The sequence below is a fragment of the Kutzneria viridogrisea DSM 43870 genome (assembly GCF_000525635.1).
Classification (GTDB): domain Bacteria; phylum Actinomycetota; class Actinomycetes; order Mycobacteriales; family Pseudonocardiaceae; genus Kutzneria; species Kutzneria viridogrisea.
In genome coordinates this window covers 3,392,348-3,410,253 of the sequence record NZ_CP007155.1, presented here as the reverse complement: position 1 = coordinate 3,410,253, position 17,906 = coordinate 3,392,348, and the positions used below count along the sequence as shown (strand labels likewise).

Annotated in this window: 12 protein-coding genes; 8 read left to right on the top strand and 4 right to left on the bottom strand. The window is 71.2% G+C overall.

The window, feature by feature from the left end:
- Positions 1–61: 61 nt before the first annotated feature.
- Both KALB_RS15330 and KALB_RS15325 read left to right on the top strand, forming a co-directional pair.
- The gene (locus tag KALB_RS15330) at positions 62–2,983 is read left to right on the top strand and encodes a tetratricopeptide repeat protein (RefSeq protein WP_035968117.1); all 2,922 of its coding nucleotides are present in this window, start codon (positions 62–64) and stop codon (positions 2,981–2,983) included.
- A gap of 886 nt (positions 2,984–3,869) precedes the next feature.
- Positions 3,870–5,006 (top strand): HNH endonuclease signature motif containing protein, encoded by a 1,137-nt coding sequence (locus tag KALB_RS15325; protein ID WP_025356592.1) that lies wholly within the window; start codon positions 3,870–3,872, stop codon positions 5,004–5,006.
- On the opposite strand, the gene KALB_RS15320 is transcribed toward KALB_RS15325, so the two are convergent.
- Together KALB_RS15320 and KALB_RS15315 are read right to left on the bottom strand one after the other, a co-directional pair.
- Entirely contained in the window at positions 4,963–7,068 is a 2,106-nt protein-coding gene (locus tag KALB_RS15320) for a type 1 glutamine amidotransferase family protein (RefSeq protein WP_201771925.1), read from the bottom strand. The two genes, KALB_RS15325 and KALB_RS15320, sit on opposite strands and share 44 nt — an antisense overlap.
- 64 nt (positions 7,069–7,132) lie before the next feature.
- Entirely contained in the window at positions 7,133–7,642 is a 510-nt protein-coding gene (locus tag KALB_RS15315) for a DUF1707 SHOCT-like domain-containing protein (RefSeq protein WP_025356590.1), read from the bottom strand.
- A gap of 97 nt (positions 7,643–7,739) precedes the next feature.
- Between KALB_RS15315 and KALB_RS15310 the strand changes: the two genes are divergently transcribed.
- Positions 7,740–9,017: a cytochrome P450 gene (locus tag KALB_RS15310; protein WP_025356589.1), complete on the top strand. Its 1,278-nt coding sequence runs from the start codon at positions 7,740–7,742 to the stop codon at positions 9,015–9,017.
- A 119-nt stretch (positions 9,018–9,136) separates the two neighbouring features.
- On the opposite strand, the gene KALB_RS15305 is transcribed toward KALB_RS15310, so the two are convergent.
- Together KALB_RS15305 and KALB_RS15300 are read right to left on the bottom strand one after the other, a co-directional pair.
- A complete protein-coding gene (locus KALB_RS15305) occupies positions 9,137–10,630 on the bottom strand; it encodes a peptide MFS transporter (RefSeq protein ID WP_025356588.1) in 1,494 nt (497 codons plus the stop codon).
- 110 nt (positions 10,631–10,740) lie between these two features.
- Positions 10,741–11,634 (bottom strand): EamA family transporter, encoded by an 894-nt coding sequence (locus tag KALB_RS15300; protein WP_025356587.1) that lies wholly within the window; start codon positions 11,632–11,634, stop codon positions 10,741–10,743.
- Positions 11,635–11,707: 73 nt separating this feature from the next.
- Between KALB_RS15300 and KALB_RS15295 the strand changes: the two genes are divergently transcribed.
- The 5 genes from KALB_RS15295 to KALB_RS15275 all read left to right on the top strand — a co-directional run bounded on the left by KALB_RS15295 (position 11,708) and on the right by KALB_RS15275 (position 17,899).
- The gene (locus KALB_RS15295) at positions 11,708–12,619 is read left to right on the top strand and encodes a LysR family transcriptional regulator (protein ID WP_025356586.1); all 912 of its coding nucleotides are present in this window, start codon (positions 11,708–11,710) and stop codon (positions 12,617–12,619) included.
- 167 nt (positions 12,620–12,786) lie between these two features.
- Positions 12,787–13,812 (top strand): LacI family DNA-binding transcriptional regulator, encoded by a 1,026-nt coding sequence (locus KALB_RS15290; RefSeq protein ID WP_025356585.1) that lies wholly within the window; start codon positions 12,787–12,789, stop codon positions 13,810–13,812.
- Positions 13,809–15,380, top strand: a complete 1,572-nt coding sequence (locus KALB_RS15285; RefSeq protein ID WP_025356584.1) for an amidohydrolase — start codon at positions 13,809–13,811, stop codon at positions 15,378–15,380. The genes KALB_RS15290 and KALB_RS15285 overlap by 4 nt, the downstream gene beginning before the upstream one ends.
- Before the next feature lie 135 nt (positions 15,381–15,515).
- Positions 15,516–16,853 (top strand): hemolysin family protein, encoded by a 1,338-nt coding sequence (locus KALB_RS15280; protein WP_025356583.1) that lies wholly within the window; start codon positions 15,516–15,518, stop codon positions 16,851–16,853.
- Positions 16,850–17,899 (top strand): hemolysin family protein, encoded by a 1,050-nt coding sequence (locus KALB_RS15275; RefSeq protein WP_025356582.1) that lies wholly within the window; start codon positions 16,850–16,852, stop codon positions 17,897–17,899. The genes KALB_RS15280 and KALB_RS15275 overlap by 4 nt, the downstream gene beginning before the upstream one ends.
- Positions 17,900–17,906 lie beyond the last annotated feature (7 nt).

Here is a 17,906-nt window from a genome sequence, read left to right as displayed (position 1 = left end):
AGATCGTGTCGCGGACCACTACGCGGCATGATGATCCGGAGGCTGCGACTGGGGGTCGTGCATGGGGGCACTCGGGGAACTCGTGCGTGCCGGACGGCTGCGCGCGGGGTTGACCCAGCAGGAACTCGCGGACCGGGCCGGGGTCAGCGTGCGCTCGGTCCGTGCGATCGAGCGCGGGCAGGCCAGCCGCCCGCAACCCGACTCGCTGCACCGGATAGCGGTGGTGCTGGGCGTGCGCCTGCCCGACCAGCACCGCCCGTCCGGCGACGTGGAAATCCTGGTGCTCGGGCCGCTGGCACTGCGCAGGCACGGGGTGCAACTCCCGCTGGGCCCTCCGGCGCAACGCGCGTTGCTCGGTCTGCTCGCCTTGCGCCCCAACGAGGTCCTCAGCCGGGACGAGGTCGTGGACGTGCTGTGGGGGCATCGCCCGCCGACCTCCTGGGCCAACCTGGTGCACACCTACCTCGCCCGCATCCGCAAGCTGATCAGCGAGACCGAGCCGGTGATCCTGTCCCGGGGCACCGGGTACAGCCTGATCGCCGAGGAGCGGCACCTGGACCTGCTGCGCTTCGAGGTGCTGGCCACCAAGCACACCCGGCTGGGCGAGGCACTGGACTGCTGGCGCGGCCCGGTGCTCGCCGACCTGCCCGGGGTGCTGCGCAACCACCCGGCCGCGATCAGCGCGGGCAACCGGCGGCTCGACCTGGTGCTGGAACACTCCGAGGACCTGATCGGCTCCGGGCGTGGCGCCGAGGCCGTGCGGTACCTGGAGGCCCTGCTGCCCGAACAGCCGCTGCACGAGGGCGTGCACGCCCGCCTGGTGACGGCGCTGGCCGCCGCGGGCAAGCAGGCCGCCGCCCACCTGCTCTACACCACGATCCGCGAACGGCTCAGCGAAAACCTCGGTGTGGAGCCGGGTTCCGAGCTGCGCAGGGCGCACAGCCGACTGGTCACCGGCTCCGGGCACCTGCCGCCGGACGAGCTGCCACCGGACGCCGAGCACTTCACCGGACGGGCCGACCCCCTGCACCGGCTGGACATCGGCAGCGGGCTCACCGTGATCACCGGGCCCGGCGGGGTCGGCAAGAGCGCGCTGGCCGCGCACTGGGGGCACCGCGCGAGGGAGTCCTTCCCCGACGGCACGGTGTACCTGGACCTGCACGGGGACGGGCCGCAGTCCCCGCTGCCCGCCGCCGCGGCGCTCACCCAGCTGCTGCGCTCGCTCGGGGTCAGCGGCGAGCGGGTGCCCGGTTCGCCGACGCGACGGGCCGCCCGGTTCCAGTCCCTTGTGGACGGTCGGCGGCTGCTGCTCGTCCTGGACAACGCGAGCACCTCCGAGCAGATCCGCCCGCTACTGCCCGCGTCCCCGACCTGCCGGGTGATCGTCACCAGCCGGGAGCGCCTGCCGGAACTGACCGGAGCCGACCGGATCGAGCTGGACCTGTTGTCCGAGCAGGAATCCGTCCTGCTGCTCGGACGTGACCGCGCGGAGCTGGCGAGCCGCTGCCCCCGGCTCCCACTCACCCTGCGGCTGGCCGCCGTCACCCCGTTGCCCGGCTCGCGGCCGCTGTCCACGGCCGCCGTGCTCTCCCGCGCGTACCAGAACCTGACCCCGTTGCCCGCCAGGGCGTTCCGGCTGCTCGGCGCACACCGCGGACCGTCCTTCGACGTGCACGCCATCGCGGCACTGGCCGACACGGACCTGGACTCGGCCCACCAGCTGCTGTCCACATTGGTCAGTTCGCGACTCGTCGAGCCGTTCGGCGACAACCGTTTCCGCATGCACGACCTGGTGCGCCGCTTCGCGGGCGACCTGTCCGACGGCGAGGCCGGTGCCGCGCGACTGCGGTTGGCCGCCCACTACCGGCAGACCGCCATCGCGGCCACCGCCGAGTTCCCCTGGCGGGTGACGACCTCCGGCTCGCCTCGGTTCGCGGACAAGGAGGCGGCGCTGGCCTGGTTGGAGGCAGAGCGGGCCAACCTGGTGCTCACCCCGCAGCCTGACCCCGCCGAGTGGGCCACCGTGCTGTGGCGGTACCTGGCGGGCAGCGGCCACCACGAGGACGCCCGCGCCCTGTACAGCCAGGCGCTGAGCACCGCGCGCAACACCGGCGACCGGCTCGGCGAGGCCACCGTGCTGGGCAACCTCGGCCTGGACCACTGGCGGCTGGGCCGCTACCGCGAGGCACTGGAGGTCCTGCAACAGACCCTGGCCGTGTACCGGGAACTCGGCGAGCCCGCGCGGGAAGCCCGGACGCGGTGGGGCATCGGGCTGCTCATGACGCACCTCGGCCAGTACCGGGAAGCCCTTGCCCAGTCGCGGATCGCCCTGCAACTCGCCCGGCGGACAGGCAACAGGCCGGTCGCCGGGCTGGTGCTGTGCGCCATCAGCTCGCTGTGCCGCGCGCTGGACCGCGGCGCGGACTCGCTGAGCGCCGCCCGCGAGGCCGTCATCGCCGCGCAAGCCGCGGGCGACCGCATCGTCGAGGTGTACGCCCTGCGCTGCCTCGGGCTCGCCCAGTGGCAGTCCGGTCACCGCCAGGCCGCGGGCTCGGCACTGCGCCAGTCGCTCGCGCTGGCCGTGCGGGCCGGTGACCGGATCGCCGAGGGGTACGTCCGCTGGGCACTCGGGCTCGTACACTGGCTGGCGGGCCGGTTCACCGATGCGAGAGCGCACGCCCGCCGAGCGCTCGACCTCGCCGAACAGCTTGGCGTGCAAGCGCTTGCCGCCCACAGCCTGTGGGCGCTCGGCCTGATCGAGACCGATCCCAGTCTGGTCGCCCGCGCCCTGGACCGCGCACGGCGGACCGGGGACCGCGACGTGGAGGGCCACGCCCTGTGGGCCGCGGGCAAGGTCAGCTGGCGCCTGGGTCGCACCCGCGAGGCCACCGGCCGACTGGGTGAGGCCCTGGCCTTCGCGCGCTCAGCCGGAGCGGTCCGCCTGGAAGGCCAGGTGCTGGAGGCGCTGGCGGAGATCGGCTAGGGCCTTGCGTGGTGCTGCGCGGCGCAGCGTGTGGTGGGGGTTGGGGGGTGTGTCGGCGGTTGGCGTGCGGTGTGTCGGCGGTTCGAGGGTGGTGTGTTTGCGGTTGGTGTGCGGCGTGTCCCGGTCACCGGTTGGCGAGTCCCGGTCTCGGGAGGGCGAGTCCCGGGCTGGGGAGGATGAGTCCCGGTGTGGGGCGTGCGGGGTGCTGCCGGGTTGGTGACGCGGGTTGGTTTGGTGCGGGTCCCTCGCGGCGGCCTGTGATCGGGGTCCGGGGCATGGGGGGATGCCCCGATTCGCCGACGAGCGTAAGGCCGCCGCTACCCACACAAAACCAACCCCGGGTTGGTGGGCGTTGTGCGGGGGTTGCGGTGCGTGTCGGACGTTGCGAGGTGGTGTGTCGGCACTTGCGGTGCGGTGTGTTGGTGGTTGGGGTGCGGTGTGTCGGACGTTGGGGTGTCGCGTGTTCGGTGTTCTGGGGTGGTGTGTCGGACGTTGCGGTGCGGCGTGTTCGGCCTTCCGGTGCGGTGTGTCGGACGTTGCGGGATGGCGTGTCGGCGTGTCCGGGGCAGCGTGTTCGGCGTTCCGGTGCGGCGTGTTGGCGGTTGGGGTGCGGCATGTCCCGCTGACCGGAACGCGAGTCCGGGCTGAGGGGCGCGAGCCTCGGTCTGGGGTAGGTGAGTCCCGGTCTCTGGTGGGTGAGTCCCGCTGCCTGGAGGGTGAGTCCCGTTGTGGGGAGCGTGAGTCCCGCTCTGAGGAGGGCGAGTCCCGGGCTGGGGTGGGTGGGTCTCGAGGCCTGGCCGGGGTTGGGCTTTGGGCGTGGTAACCCACATGGGTAGTCGTTGGTGGGCAAAGGTTTTGTGGTGGATTTGGGAGTAGAATTGTTGGTATGAACGCATTCGTGGAGACTCCGCCCGCCGAAGGGTTGTGGCGGTTGGGGGATGCGGAGCTGTTGGGTGAGTTGCAGGACGCGGAAGTGGTTCTGCGGCAAGCGTATGCGCGGGTGTTGGGGTTGGTCGCGGAGGCGGGTGCGCGGGGTGTGGCGGAGCGGGTGGGGTATCCGAGCCTGGCAGAGTTGCTGCGCGGTGTGCTCTGCGTGAGTAAGAAGGAAGCCAGGCAGCGGATTGCGCACGCGGGCGTTCCGGTCGCAGTTCCACTGGAGCCGGAGCAGTTGTCGGTGATCAACCGGGTGCTGAGAGAGCTACCGCCACACATCGGTACAACCGACCGGGAGCAGGCTGTCGAGTTCCTGGCAGCGGCGGCCCAGTCGCTGGATGCCTCCAACCTGGTGCCGCTGGGCCGGGAGATCGTCAACCGGTTGGATCCCGACGGGGCGCTACCGGGTGAGGACGAACTCGCCCATCCGCGACGTGAGTTCCGGTACGACACACGGCGGGACGGGTCAGTGCGGTTCCATGGGTGCCTGGACGCGGAGACCGGCGCCCTGCTGGGGGCAGTGCTCAGTCCGCTGGCGAAACCACACGACGCAGGCGACACACGCACCCTGCCCGAACGGCAAGGGGACGCGTTCGCGGAACTACTGGAAACCAGCACCACGCCGACGGAGGGTGGGGAACGCCCCCACATCGCAGTGACCGTCTCCTACCAGACCCTGCGAACAGGGCTCGGCACCACCGAACTCGCCCCGTCAGCGATCCGCAGGCTCGCCTGTGATGCGAAGGTCCTCCCAGTGATACTGGGAAGCAACTCCGAACCGCTCGACGTCGGGCGGATCAGCTACACCGTGCCACCCCACCTCCGACGAGCACTCATCGTCCGGGACCAGCACTGTGCCTTCCCGGGATGCAGGCGAAGGCCAAGCAGCTGCCACGCGCACCACGTGATCCACTGGGCCAACGGCGGAGACACCGCACTGTCCAACCTGGTGCTGCTCTGCGGGATGCACCACCGACTCATCCACCACAGCGGCTGGACAGTGCGGATCACCAACGGGCGGCCGGAATTCACGCCGCCGAGCTTCGTCAGGCGAAGATCACCCGCACCAGGGAGTACTGCTGCAGGGTGAGGTCGAAGGTCGCGGCCGAACCGCTGGTCGTCCACGGCACGGGCTGCGGGGCGGGGGTGGGGTTGTCGGGCGAGCTGACGGTCACGGTGCCGATCTGCTTGCCGGTGGGCAGGTCGACGCGCACGGTGCAGGTGGTGGGCGCGGCCTTGAACTCGGTGGGCTTGTCGCCGAACTGGGTGAAGTTGACCAGTTGCAGGACGAGGTCGGAGCCGAGGCGGTTGACCTCGAGGTGGATGCGAGGGTCACCGGCGGCGAGGCCGACGGTGGGCGGGGTGGCGCGCAGGACGGGGCCGAGCAGGAGGTCGGCGCTGGCCTGGTCGGTCTTGGTGAGGTAGTTCAGGCCGAGCAGGTCCTTGTGGTACCAGCAGGTTCCGTTCTGCTTGCTGGCGGGCAGGGGGTCGGCGCGGCGCAGGCCGAGCACGTCGGACAGGGCGAACTCGGTGCGGGTGGTGCCGAACTGGTCGAGGCCGGTGGGGTTGGGGCCGGTGACGACGAGGGTACCGCCGCCCGCGACGAAGCCGCGCAGCACGGCGGCCTCCTCATCGGACACGGCCTGGAGGTTGGGCAGCAGCAGGGCCTTGAGGCCGACGAGGTCGGCGGGGGCGAGGCCGGGGCTGGTGACGGTGCGGAAGGGCACATGGGCGTACACGAGAGCCTTGACGACACCGCGGAAGTCGCCGAGCCAGGAGTGGTGGTCGGCGCCCTCCTCGCGGCTGCCGGTGGCCCACCAGTCCTTGACACCCTTGGGGGCGACGGTGTTGAGGTACATGCCGGTGCCCGCGCTGGGGTCGACGTAGTCGCGGGAGGCACTGGAGTGGTAGACGCCGACCTCGGCGGTGTTCACGCTGTCGTACAGGGCGTTCTGGTTGGCCGCGATGAAGCCGTACATGCGGGTGCGCATGGCGAGGTCGGTGCTGTCGGACTTGTACGGGCTTTTGACCTCGAACGGGTTGCAGCCCGCGGCGAGCAGTTCGGCCATGACCAGGGAGGCGTCGTCGGCCTTCCACCCGTAGCTGAAGGCCCAGGCGGGTTTGGCCCCGCTGGCGGCACGGGCGTACTTGTACATGGAGATCAGGCAGGTCCAGTCGGTGGCGGTGGCGTGCCGCATCCCGTCGTAGTTGCCGAGGATGTCGACCTCCCACACGTGGCTGACGCCCGGGGAGGTGCGCAGGTAGGCGCCGTCGAGGCCGACGAGGGTGCCGTACTGGTAGTCCATGCTGACGGTCTCGACGAAGGTCACCAGCTGGGGGTTCACCGACTGACCGGCGGCGGCGATGTCGCGCTGCCAGCCGAGCAGGGTGTGGTGCCGCCACTCCACGTACCGGCGGAACACGGGGCTGGTGAAGTCGGGCTTGGCGGGCAGGGCGAGCCCGGTGTCGGCGCGGAAGGCCGAGGCGGCCCAGGAGGATGCGTCACACCAGCTGAGGGCGCCGTCGAAGTAGATGGGCACATCGGGCCAGATGGCGTCGACCCCGGTGCCGGCCAGTTGCCTGATGCGGGCGAGGTAGAAGTCGCGGTAGGGCGAGTTGGGGCTGACCCAGCAGCTCTCGTCGTCGGGGTCGACCCACACGACAAGATCCCCGTAGAACACGTTGGGCTTGCCCTCGGGTGAACGCTGCACCCAGTCCTTGCCCGGGCCGTTCTTGTAGAACGACTGCCCGATGCGGCCACCGATGCTGATGACCTCCAGCGAGGGGTAGTACATGACCACCCGCATGCCCGCGGCGTGCGCGAGCTCGCAGAACTGCCTGACCTTGCCCATGTGCTCGGTGAACTGCTGGTCGGTGATCCAGTTGGACAGGATGGTGTCCAGCTCGATCACGCTGACGTTCTGCTTGCGCAGGGCGTCGATCTTCGGCTTCATGTCGCGGACCGGGTCGGCGTCCTCGTCGAAGGTGGTGTCGGCGATACGCGCGAACCGGCTCCACTCGGGGAAGACCTCGGTCAGCCGTGCCGTGCCGCCGTACGCGGGCAGGAACTGGGCGGCGACCGCCACCCCGCCCACGGCCAGACCGGCCCTGAGCAGTCCGCGTCTGCTGATCCGTGCAGGTGTTCGAGCCACAGCGATCCCCCAACAAGTCCTTGGCTGGTAAGCGTTTCCAGCCTATTGGGGTTCACAGCGGGTGTCAGCCGTACACCTTGAGGTTGCCCAGTTTGGTCGTACCGGTGACCCTGATGAGCGGACCGTCCGAACTGCCACCGCCATTCATCAGCGCCCGTTTGCCCAGCACCGCCGCTCCCTCGTCGATGACCTGGGCGCCCGGCGGCACCAGCAGCACCACCTTGCCGCAGAACGAGGATGCCTCGACCTCGATGCGTTCCCCCGGCCGGGCGGCGGCCAGGTTGAGCACCACGGCCCCGAACACGGCGCGCACGGTGATGCGCCTGCTCAGGTCGGGCACGCGCACGATCTTGCTGAACAGGGCGGCCACCTCGTGCTCGCCCTGATCGGGCAGCGCGGGCACCCCGCTCTGCCCGAGGTCGGACAGCACCGGGGCCAGTTCCTCGGCCATCCGGGCCGCGTAGACGGTCTCCACCCGCTCGGCGTGCTCGGTCCAGGTCAGCCGCCCGTCGGCGACCGCCCGGTTGAGCAGCTCCACGCAGCGTTCCCGGTCCTCGTTCGACAGCCGGACCACAACTCCCCCTCAGCCAAGCATCTTATTTGCCGAGATTCTCATCCATTCACTGGCTCGCGGTCAAGCACTACGCTGGAAGCCCAGGGAGGGAGCGGTCATGGGTGACAGGCGGTTGGCGGCGACGTTGTTCGCGAGCAGGGTGGTCGCCGGGATCTTCGGGGCGCTGGGCGATCCACTGGCCCGGCTGGTGCGGGACACGGGCAGCGCGGACCCGTACCCCATCTACGAGTCGATCAGGGCCAGGGGCGTGCTGGTGCCCAGCAGGCTCGGCCCGCTGATGACGGCCTCGCACCCGCTGGCCAACTCCGTGCTGCGCGACGCGCGCTTCGGGGTGATGCCCAACAGCGAGATGACCGGGCTGGACCTGGACCTTCGCGGGCACGGCCCGCTGCCCGTGGTGGACCCGATCGAGGGCTCGTTCCTCATGCGCAACCCACCGGACCACACCCGGCTGCGGCGGCTGGCCGCACCCTCGTTCAGCCCCAGGGCGCTGCGTGAGCAGACCGAGATCGTGGAGTCGGTGGTGGCGGGCTTCCTGGACGAACTGGCCGAGCGGCCCAGTTTCGACCTGGTGACCGACTTCGCCGCCCGGGTACCGATCAAGGTCATCTGCGGGCTGCTGGGCGCCTCGGACGCCGAGCACGCGCGCATGATGGACTGGGGCACCACCCTGGCCGGGGCCATCGACGGGGTGCGCACGATGCGGCAGGTGCACACGTTGCGGCGGACCCTCGTGGAGCTCAACGAGTTCCTGACCGAGGTCGCCGAGGACCACCGCGCGCGACCGCGGGAGGACGTGGTGAGCCATCTGCTGGCGGACCCGGACCTGTCCCGGGAGGACCTGCTGGCGACCTCGGGGCTGCTGCTGGCCGCCGGGTTCGAGACCACGGTCAACCTGATCGGCAACGGGGTGCTGGCCCTGCTGGCCAACCCCGAGGCGAAGCGGCGGCTGATCGAGGACCCGGACTGCGCGCCGAACGTGGTCGAGGAGGTGCTGCGGCTGGACCCGCCGGCGCAGTTCAGCGGGCGCACCGCGCTGGAGCCGGTGGAGCTGGCGGGCCGGGTGGTGCCCAAGGGCACGCCGGTGATCCTGTTACTGGCGGCGGCGAACCGGGATCCGGAGGTGTTCGCCGACCCACACCGGTTCGACATCGACCGGCCCAACGCCAAGGACCACCTGGCCTTCTCCTCGGGCATCCACTACTGCCTTGGCGCGAGCCTGGCCAGGATGGAGGGGGCCATCGCACTGCGGGCGCTGTTCACCCGGCTGCCGGGGCTGCGGCTGGTGGGCCCGGTGCGGCGCAGGCCATCCCGGGCGATCCGCGGCCCGCTGCGCATGCCGGTGACGGCCCGCACCCGGTCCACTGTGGCCTGAGCACAGAGACGGGGCTCACTTACCCGATCGGGTCACATCCCCACCACGGGCCGGCGGTGTGCGGCACTCTGGAGGTGGGTGTCCCGCCACACCGCCGCCGTGGCGGGACACCGTCACTCCTAGTCGATGCCCTGCATCTTGCGCTTGATGTACGGGGACAGGAAGAACAGCGCCACACCGACCAGCACGGTGATCCCGCCGATGATGCCGAAGTAGGGGATCTCGCTTTCCGGGCTGACCTTGTCCACGATCTGGCCGGAGATCGCCTGCGCCGCGGCGTCGGCGAGGAACCACAGGCTCATCATCTGCGAGCCGAAGGCCACCGGCGCCAGGCGGGTGGTCGCGGCCAGGCCCACCGGGGACAGGCACAGCTCGCCGAGGATCACGATCAGGAAGCTGCCCGCCAGCCACAGCGGGTGCACCGCCTTGAGCGACTGACCGTAGATCAGCGCGGGCAGGATCATCCACAGGTAGGACGCACCGGAGAACACCACGCCCAGCGCGAACTTCACCGGGGTGCTCGGCGCGCGGCGGCCCAGCTTGGTCCACAACAGGGCGAACAGCGGGGCCAGCACCACGATGAAGCCGGGGTTGAGTGACTGGAACCAGGAGGAGGGCATGGTGAAGCCGAACGCGCCGAGGTCCACCCGCGTGTCGGCGTAGGTGGCCAGCACGTTGGAGCCCTGCTCCTCGATCATCCAGAAGAACACCGTGCCGATGAACAGCGGGATGTAGGCGATCACCCTGGACCGCTCCACGGCGGAGACCTTCTTGCTGCGCAACATCATCACGAAGTACGAGGTGGGCAGCACGATGCCGAGCACGGTGATCACGTCGATCACCCGGTCCACGCTGAGCACCCCGGCCAACCCGGAGATCACGAAGGCCGCGGCAACCACCACCGCGCCGATCACGATGCGGGTGATCACCTTGCCGCGCTCGTCGGCGCCCACCGGGTTGACCGGCTTGTCCCCGACCAGCGCGAGCTTGCCCTTGCCCAGGATGTAGAACACCAGGGCCAGCGCCATGCCGAAGGCCGCCACGCTGAAGCCCAGGTGGTAGCTGATCTTCTGACCGATGGTGCCGACCACCAGCGGGGCCAGCAGGGCGCCGATGTTCACACTCATCACGAAGATGGTGAACCCGGCGTCGCGGCGGCGGTCCTCGGGCTCGTACAGGCCGCCGACCATGGTGGAGATGTTCGGCTTCAACAGACCGGTGCCCAGGGTGATGAACAGCATCGAGACGTACAGCGCCGCGACACCGCCCGGGAAGGACAGCGCGATGTGCCCGATCATGATCAGCACGCCGCCGTAGAGCACGGCGCGCCGGGCACCGAAGATCCGGTCGGCAAGCCAGCCGCCGATGACGCCGGACATGAAGACCGCGGCACCGTAGGAGGAGGCCAGCGAGTTGGCCAACCCCTTGTCCAGGCCCAGCCCGCCCTCGCTGAGCTGGCTGTACATGAAGTAGACCAGGATCGCCTTCATGCCGTAGTACGACAGGCGTTCCCAGAACTCGGTGAAGAAGAGCGGGCCGAGGCCTGCCGGCTGGCCGAAGAAACCCTTTTGGGGTGGCTTCACGCCCTCCGTCTCGGTGGCGGTCGCAGTCACGCGATCCTCCTGTGCATTCACGATTAACTCACGGGTAACCAGATATGTGGTGGAGCGCACCCTAGCGGTACGTTCGTTACGGGTTACATCCGTACCAGTGAGTTCGTGAGCTAGGACACCTCCACAAGTCTGCTGCTGTCCTGCCGACCGGGGGGAGTCCTGCGACGTCCCGTCAGCGCGGTGAGCCCCACCCCGACCAGCACAACACCCGCGCCCACCACGCGCAACACCGTCAGCTGCTCACCGAGTACCAGTGCGGTGGAGCTCATGCCGAACACCGGCACGAGCAGGGAGTACGGGGCGACGGCGGTCGCGCCGTAGCGGCGGATCAGGGTGGTCCAGACCCCGAAGCCGAACACGGTTGAGACCCAGGCCACATAGCCCAGCGCCACCAGCGAGGAAGGCTCGGGCGCGTGCAGAGCCGACAGGTCCTCGGTGAGCGCGGACAGGGCGAGCAGCGGCAGCGGCGGCACCACGCTGACCCACACCAGGAAGCGGAACGAGTCGGGCGGGGCGGCCTTGCGGGTCAGCACGTTGCCCATGGCCCAGCTCGCCGCGCTGGCCAGCACCAGCAGGAAGGCGGGCAGCGGGCCGGAGGCGCCGAAGTCGGTGGCCACGAGCACGATCCCGGCCAGCGCCACGCCCATGCCCAGCAGCTGGCCGCGGGTCGGCCGCTCGCCAAGCAGCACGGCCGAGAACAACGCGGTGAACAGGGCCTGGCTCTGCAACACCAGCGAGGACAGCCCGGCGGGCACCCCGGCCTTGATCGCCACGAAGAGCAGGCCGAACTGCAGGGCGCCGAGCACGAGGCCGACCGCGACCACCCAGCGCCAGGCCACCTGCGGGCGGCCCACGAACAACACCGCGGGCACGGCGGCCACCGCGAAGCGCAGTGCGGTGAACAGCAGCGGCGGGAAGCTGTCCAGGCCGTAGTCGATGGCCACGAAGTTGATGCCCCAGGCGGCGGCCACGGACACGGCGAGCAGCAGGTGCGCGGGTTTCACCAGGGCAGTCTCGGCGCACGGCTGGATTTAGCACCAGCACAATGTCCTTCATCGTACGGTTTAGCATCGCTACATGATTGATCTCGGTCGGCTGCGTGCGCTGCACGCCGTCGCGGTGCACGGCTCGATCAACGCCGCGGCGGCGGCGCTGGGCTACACCCCCTCGGCGGTCTCCCAGCAGATCGCCAAGCTGGAGCGGGAGACCCGCACCACGCTGCTGGAGCGCCGCGGCCGGGGCGTGGTGCTGACCGACGCCGCGCGGTCGCTGGCCGGGACCGCGCACAGCGTGCTGGCACTGGTGGAGCAGGCCGAGATCCGGCTGGAGCAGCTGCGGGGCGCGGCGGTCGGCCGGGTGCGGCTGGGCGCGTTCGCCACCGCCTGCCGGGGACTGCTGCCCCCGGCCGTCGCCGCGCTGGCCGCCGAGCAGGCGGAGCTGGACCTGCGCGTGCTGGAGGTGGACCCGCCCTCGGCGGTGGAGATGGTCTCGCGCGGGGAGCTGGACGTGGCGGTGGTGCACGACTGGACCAACACCCCGCTGGCCGTGGACGAGTCGCTGGCCCGTCACCCGCTGGGCGAGGACCACGCCGACGTGCTCGTGCCCGCCGGGCACCGGCTTGCTGAGCAAAGCTCGGTTCAGCCGGAGGACCTCGTGGGCGAGCGGTGGATCTGCCAGCCCGCGGGCTCGATCTGCCACGACTGGCTCGTGCGCACGATGCGCGAGGCCCGAGTGGAGCCGATCGTGGCGCACGAGATCACCGAGTACCAGACGCAGCTGGAGTTCCTGGCCCTCGGGCAGGGCATCGCGCTGCTGCCGAGGCTGGGCCGCGCCGCGCTGCCGCCGACCGTGCGCGCGCTGCGGCTGCGGCCGGTGCCGACCCGGCGACTGTTCGCGGTGTGGCGCGAGCGCGCCAGCAGGCGGCCCGCGATCGCCGTCACCGTCCAGGCGCTCGTCCGAACGTGGGACAAAGTGGTCCAGACCACTTGAGGAAACGGTTTCTTTCATCGTTGTTGTTGCCCTGTCTGCGTTACGCCGTCAGAGCGGATTTGTCACGACAACCACGAATGCGACCGTTGACCGATCACAGTGTCCGAATTTTTGCACGTCAGCTCGCTACTCTCCCCCGAACGCCAGATCGTGGAAGGGGTAACCGGGTGGCAGCACGACAGATCACGCTGGCCGAGGTCGCTCAGCACGCCGGGGTCTCGTTGGCCACCGCGTCCAGAGTCCTCAATGGAAGCAACCGCCAGGTGAGCGAGGAGCTGCGGGACCGGGTCATGGTCAGCGCGGAGTCACTGGGCTACCTGCCCAACGCCTCGGCACAGGCGTTGGCGCGCAACAGCAGTTCACTCGTCGGTCTGGTCGTGCACGACATCTCCGACCCGTACTTCTCCAGCATCGCCGCCGGGGTCACGCGGGTGGCCGAGGACGCGGGGCTGGTGGTGGTGCTGGGCACGACGGCACGGCACACCGAGCGCGAGCGCGAACTGCTGTGCGTGCTGCGGGCGCACCGGGCCAAGGCGGTGGTCATCATCGGCAGCCGCACCACCGACAAGGCGGCGACCGCGCGGCTGGCCGAGGAGATCGGGACCTTCATCGCCCAGGGCGGGCGGGTGGCCTGCGTGTCCCAGGCCAGGCTGCCCGCGGACACCGTGGTGCCCGCGAACAAGGCGGGTGCCCGCGCGCTGGCCCGGGAACTGGTCCGCTTGGGGCACCGGCGTTTCGCCGTGCTCGGCGGCCCCGAGGAGCTGCTGACCAGCCGGGACCGCATCGCCGGGTTCCGCGCCGGGCTGGCGGAGTCCGGAGTGGACCTGCCCGAGTCCTCGGTGCGGCACGGGGAGTTCGGCAGGGACGGCGGCTACCGCAGCGCCGCCGAACTGGTGGCCGATGGCTCCACGGCGACCTGCGTGTTCGCGGTGAACGACGTCATGGCCCTGGGCGCGATGGCGGCGCTGCGGGCCGCCGGGCGCCGAGTGCCCGAGGACGTGTCGGTGGCCGGGTTCGGGGACATCCCGACCCTGCGCGACGTGACGCCCACGCTGACCACGGTCCGCCTGCCGCTGGAGGAGATGGGCGTGCGCGCGGCGCACATGGCGCTGGGCGAGTACACCGGCCCGCAGCCGCGCACCGTGAAAATGGCCGCGGAGGTGGTGCTGCGGGAGAGCACACTGGGCGTGTGATCGTCTTTCGCAACGGCTCCGTCTGGGGCACCGGCAGCACCGCGCTGGCCGTGTCGGGCGGGCGCATCGTGGCCCTCGGCGAGCAGGCGCTCGCCCTGCGTGCGACCGAGGTCGTGGACCTGGCGGGCGGCGCGCTGCTGCCCGCCTTCGGCGACGCCCACGCGCACCCCCTGTTCGCCGGGCTGGAGTCACGCGGGCCGCGCGTCACCGAGCAGTCCACTGTGGACGGCATCGTGGCCGAGGTGCGCCGCTGGGCACTGGCCAACCCCGGGGCGGACTGGGTGGTCGGCGCGAGCTACGACCCCTCGCTGGCCGCCAACGGGGAGTTCGACGCGCGCTGGCTGGACGCGGCCGTGCCGGACCGCCCGGTGGTGCTGCGCTCGCGCGACTACCACGCGGTGTGGTGCAACACCGAGGCACTGCGCCGCGCCGGGGTCGACTCGCGCACCCCCGATCCGAGACTGGGCTGGATCACCCGCCGGGCCGACGGCAGCCCGCTGGGCACCCTGCTGGAGTGGCACGCCTGCGACCTGGTGCTCGACCTGGTGCCGCGCACGCCGCTGGCGGACCTGGTGGCCGCGCTGGAACACGCGGGCCGCCGCTACGCCCAGGTCGGTGTCACCTGGGCGCAGGACGCCTGGGTGGAACCGGAACTGGTGGCCCCGTACCTGGAGGCGGTGCGCCGCGGCGTGCTGGGCTTCCGCGCCGACCTGGCCCAGCGCGCCGACCCGGACCGCTGGCGGGCGCAGCGCGCGGAGTTCGCCGAGCAGCGCGAACTGGTCCGGCGGCACGGCGGCGGGCTGGTCACGGCGCGCACCGTGAAGTTCTTCGCCGACGGGGTGATCGAGGGCGGCACTGGTGCCCTGCTGGAGCCCTACGTTGACGCGCCACACTCGCACGGCATGGCGGTGTGGCCGCCCGAGGAACTGGCGCGTGCGGTGACGGCCTTCGACGCCGACGGGTTCCAGGTACACGTGCACGCCATCGGGGACGCCGCGGTGCGGTCCGCCCTGGACGCGGTGGCCGCCGCACGGGCCGCCAACCCCGCGTGGGACCGGCGGCCGGTGATCGCGCACGTGCAGCTCGTGCACCCCGCCGACCTGCCCCGCTTCGCCGAACTCGGGGTGATCGCCAACTTCGAGGCGCAGTGGGCCTGCCGGGACGCCACCATGACCGAGCTGACCATCCCCCGGCTGGGCGAGCAACGCGCGGCCAGGCAGTACCCGATGGGCACCCTGCACCGGCTGGGCACCCGGCTGTCCCTGGGCAGCGACTGGCCGGTGAGCCCGCCCGACCCGCTGCTGGGCATCGGCACGGCGGTCGCGCGGGACTGGCTGCCCACCGAACGGCTGGATCTGACCACCGCGCTCACGGCGCAGACCGCGGGCGCCGCCTGGCAGGCCGGGGCCGAGCACGAGTGGGGCCGCCTGGCCGTGGGGCACAGCGCCGACCTGGTGGCCCTGGACCGCGATCCCACGGCGGTCGAGGCGTGTGATTTGGGCACGATCCGGGTAACAGGTACGTGGCTTGCCGGCCGAAGGCTCCCGGACGCCTCTACACTGGACTGACCCATTTGAGCTGTTGAAGTTTCGAGGAGTGACACCTTCCGTGCCCGATGCGCGGTCACCTGGCAGGAGTAGTGGGCCGGGGGAAAGCCCCGGCTGCCATACCAACCCGGACACCCGCCTCACCGGAGGCCCGAGGTGACCGGACCCCTGATAGATGTGCTCGGCCTGCTCGCCGTGCTCGCGCTCACCGCGGGTACCGCGATCTTCGTGGCCGCCGAGTTCTCCCTGACCACCCTGGAACGCAGCCAGGTCGACAACCACGTCCGCCAGGTCGCCGACGCCCGCGCCAAGCGGGTGCAGCAGGCTCACCGGACCCTGTCGTTCCAGCTCTCCGGCGCCCAGCTGGGCATCACGCTGACCACCCTGGTCACCGGCTACCTGGCCGAACCGGCCATCGCCGGGCTGCTGTCCGGGCCGCTGACCGCGCTGGGCCTGCCGCAACCGGCGGCCGGGGCCGTCGCCGCGGCCGTGGCCCTGCTGCTGGCCACCAGCCTGTCGATGGTCTTCGGCGAGCTGGTGCCCAAGAACCTGGCCATCGCCAAGCCGCTGCCCACCGCACGCGCGGTCGCCGGCATCCAGTACCGGTTCTCCACCGCGCTGCGCTGGCTGATCACCGTGCTCAACGGCTCCGCGAACTGGGTGGTGCGCCGGTTCGGCGTGGAACCCGCCGAGGAGCTGCGCTCGGCGCGGTCCCCGCAGGAACTGGGCTCGCTGGTCCGCTCCAGTGCCGCGCACGGCACCCTGGACCAGGGCATGGCCACCCTGCTGGACCGCTCGCTGCGCTTCGGCGAACTGACCGCCGAGGAGCTGATGACCCCGCGCGTGCAGATCGAGGCGCTGCGCGGCGAGGCCACCGTGCTGGACCTGATCGACGTGGCGCGGCGCACCGGGTTCTCCCGGTTCCTGGTGCACGACGGGGACCTGGACGACGTGCGCGGGGTCGTGCACGTCAAGCAGTCCTTCGCGGTTCCGGCCGCGCAGCGGGCCAGCACCCCGGTGTCCGCGCTGACCCGGCCGGTGCAGACCGTGCCGGAGAGCCTGGAGGCCGACGCGCTGCTGGAACGGCTGCGCGGATCGGGACTACAGATCGCCATCGTGGTGGACGAGTACGGCGGCACGGCGGGCATGGTGACCCTGGAGGACCTGGTCGAGGAGATCGTCGGTGACGTGCGCGACGAGCACGACCGGCGGGAGCCCGCCCCGGTGCGCACCCTGGGCACCGCCAGCTGGATGGTCTCCGGCCTGCTGCGCGAGGACGAGGTGGCCGAGGCCACCGGGTTCCGCATGCCCGACGGGGACTACGAGACCCTGGCGGGCATGGTGCTCAGCAGCCTGGGCTACATCCCCGAGGTGGGCGACGAGGTCCGCCTGGACGGCTGGCGGGTCACCGTGATGGCCATGGACCGGCACCGGGTGGCCGAGTTGCGGGTCTCCAAGGCCGAACCGGCCCAGCCGCAGGAGGTGTCGGCATGAACGATGTGCTGCTGATCCTGCTGACGTTCGTGTTGCTGCTGTGCAACGGGTTCTTCGTGGGCGCCGAGTTCGCGATCATCACGGCCCGGCCGGACCGGCTGGAGCCGATGGCCCGCGCCGGGGTGGGCCGCGCGCGCACCGTGCTGCGCGCCGGGCAGGAACTGCCGCTGCTGATCGCCGGTGCCCAGCTGGGTGTCACGGTCTGCTCGCTGGTGCTGGGCGCGCTGGCCGAGCCGGTGGTGGCCGGGCTGTTGGAGCGCCCGCTCGCCCCGCTGGCCCTGCCCGCCGCGCTGGTGCACGGCATCGCGTTCACGATCGCGCTGGTCGTGGTGTCCTTCCTGCACACGGTGATCGGCGAGATGGTGCCGAAGAACCTGACCATCGCCGGTCCCGAACAGGCCGCGCTGTGGCTGGTGCCGGTGCACTTCGCCTTCTGCCGACTGGTCCGCCCGCTGCTCAGCGCGTTCACGGTGATCGCGCAGGGCGTGCTCAAGCTGATCAAGGTCACGCCCAAGGACGAGCTGGAGGGGGCCTACACCCCCGACGAGCTGGGTTCGCTGCTGGCCGAGTCCCGGCAGGAGGGCCTGCTGGAGGACTCCGAGCACCGCAGGCTGGCCAAGACCCTGTCCTCGGTGGCACGCACCGTCTCCGACGTGCTGGTCCCGCTGGAGCGGGTGACCGCCGTGCCCGCGGAGCCCACCGTGGGCGATGTGGAGGCGGCGGTGGCGGCCACCGGCTTCTCCCGGTTCCCGGTCCGCTCCGCCGAGGGCAAGCTGGTCGGCTACGTGCACATCAAGGACGTGCTGGGCCTGGCCGCCGAGCCACCGGCCACCCCGCTGCCGCGCACGCTGGTCCGCGGGCTGCCCGAGCTGCCCGCCGACGCGCGGCTGGACGAGGCCCTGTCGGCGCTGCGCCGCGCGCAGAGCCACCTGGCCAAGGCGGTCGGCACCGACGGGCAGCAGCTGGGCGTGGTCGCGCTGGAGGACCTGGTCGAGGAGTACGTGGGCACCGTGCGCGACGGAACCCACGTCGGCCGCGTCGGCTGAGCCGGAT